We start from the raw sequence: 2,120 nt of genomic DNA on the forward strand, positions 1-2,120 counted from the left end.
TACCCTTCACGGTCAAGCATGAGATCGTGCCTCAAATCCTTTAAAATCAATGATTTGATTATATCCATACATGAAAGCTTCACAGTCATTTCTCGCCACACTAAAAGAAGCCCCTTCCGATGCTGAGGTGGTTTCGCACAAACTCATGGTGCGTGCTGGTTTAATTCGTAAGCTCAGCGCTGGCATCTACAACTATTTGCCTTTGGGATTGAAGTCCATTCGCAAGGTAGAAAACATCATCCGTGAAGAAATGAATCGCGCTGGCGCAATCGAATTGCTGATGCCAATGATTCAGCCTGCAGAGTTGTGGCAAGAGACGGGCCGCTGGGAAAAGATGGGGCCAGAGTTGCTTCGCATCAAGGATCGTCATGATCGTGACTTTTTAATTCAGCCGACCTCAGAAGAGGTGGTGACTGATTTAGCGCGTAATGAAATTAAGAGTTACAAACAGCTACCGGTGAACTTTTACCAAATTCAGACTAAGTTCCGTGATGAGCGTCGCCCACGCTTTGGAATCATGCGTGGTCGTGAGTTCAGCATGAAGGATGCTTACTCCTTTGATCGCGATACTGAGGGATTGAAGAAGTCTTATCAAATTATGTTTGATGCTTACACTCGTATCTTCAAGCGTATGGGCTTGAAGTTTCGTGCAGTAACGGCAGATAACGGTGCTATTGGCGGATCAGGTAGTCAAGAGTTTCATGTGATTGCAGATACTGGTGAAGATGCCATTGTGTATTGCCCAAATTCTGATTACGCTGCCAACCTTGAGGCTGCTGAGTCAGTCTCCTTAATTGCGGTACGCGGTGCTGCAACTCAGGAGCTGACTAAAGTTGCGACACCAAATCAAACAAACTGCGTTGAGGTTGCCAAGTTTTTAAACCTGCCGCTAGAGCAGACTGTGAAGTCATTATTGTTTGCCGCTGATCAAGAAGAGGGCCCAGCTAAATTATTTATGCTGTTAGTGCGCGGTGATCATGAGCTAAATGAAATCAAGGCGAGCAAGATTCCTGGAATGGCAGAGTCACGTTTTGCCAGTGAAGCTGAAATTGCGCAGGCATGTAATGCACCAGCGGGCTATTTAGGGCCAGTTGGAATTGCTGCTGATGTGACCGTAGTCGCAGATCGTACTGTTGCCAATATGGCTGATTTTGTGTGCGGCGCTAATGATGCTGGCCATCACTTAACAGGCGTGAATTGGGGTCGTGATTTACCGGAGCCTTTAGTGATGGATTTGCGTAATGCCGTAATCGGTGATCCGTCCCCTGATGGTAAGGGTGTTGTGGATATCTGCCGCGGTATTGAAGTGGGCCATGTATTTCAATTGGGCACACGCTACTCTGAAGCAATGGGCTGCACCTATCTTGATCAACAAGGCAAAGCACAGCCGATGGTGATGGGTTGCTACGGTATTGGCGTAACTCGCCTCCTAGGCGCTGCAATCGAGCAGGGTAATGATGAGCGCGGAATTATTTGGCCGATTTCGATGGCACCATTTGAAGTGGTAATTTGTCCAATGGGTTACGACAAATCAGAGGCAGTGAAAGTTGCTGCTGATCAATTACATGATGAGTTGATTGCTGATGGAGTCGATGTGGTGTTGGATGACCGAGGTGAAAGACCGGGTGCAATGTTTGCTGACTGGGAATTAATTGGTGTTCCATTCCGCGTGGTGATCGGTGATCGTGGTCTTGCAGATGCTCAAGTCGAATTCAAGGGTCGCACCGATGCTGAATCAGAAAATATCCCGCTATCAGAAATTAAAGCAAAAGTGATTGCTGCAATTGAGTCCGCTAAGAAACTCGTTTCTTAAGCCAAACAGTTTTTAAGTATTATTTTTTAAAGAGTCCGCCAATACCCTTGGCGGCTCCTTTAGCTGCCATGGATGCCATGGTGCGCGCCATCTTGCCACCCTTGAACTGTTTCATCATGGTTTGCATTTGTTCAAACTGTGCAAGCAGACGATTGACTTCTTGAACCTCAACACCTGCGCCCGCTGCAATCCGGCGTTTGCGAGTAGCTTTCAATAATTCCGGTTTTGCACGCTCTTTGGGCGTCATGCTATCGATGATTCCGCGCATGCGCTTGGTTTGTTTATCGGCAGCGCTTAAATTGGTTTT

At 47.2% G+C, this 2,120-nt stretch carries 1 protein-coding gene and 1 pseudogene; one reads left to right on the forward strand and one right to left on the reverse strand.

Annotated features, from left to right (window positions below; translation table 11 throughout):
- The first annotated feature begins 70 nt into the window (after positions 1-70).
- Entirely contained in the window at positions 71-1,813 is a 1,743-nt protein-coding gene (locus B7X71_RS15670) for a proline--tRNA ligase (RefSeq protein WP_293599469.1), read from the forward strand.
- A 19-nt stretch (positions 1,814-1,832) separates the two neighbouring features.
- On the opposite strand, the pseudogene B7X71_RS15675 reads toward B7X71_RS15670, so the two are convergent.
- Positions 1,833-2,120: pseudogene (locus tag B7X71_RS15675) on the reverse strand (signal recognition particle protein); the annotation flags it as partial.

The sequence above is a fragment of the Polynucleobacter sp. 39-46-10 genome (assembly GCF_002282275.1).

Bases quoted from the DNA above. Each gene is read 5' to 3' on its own strand.
- B7X71_RS15670 (WP_293599469.1), top strand. From the start codon at position 71: ATGAAAGCTTCACAGTCATTTCTCGCCACACTAAAAGAAGCCCCTTCC.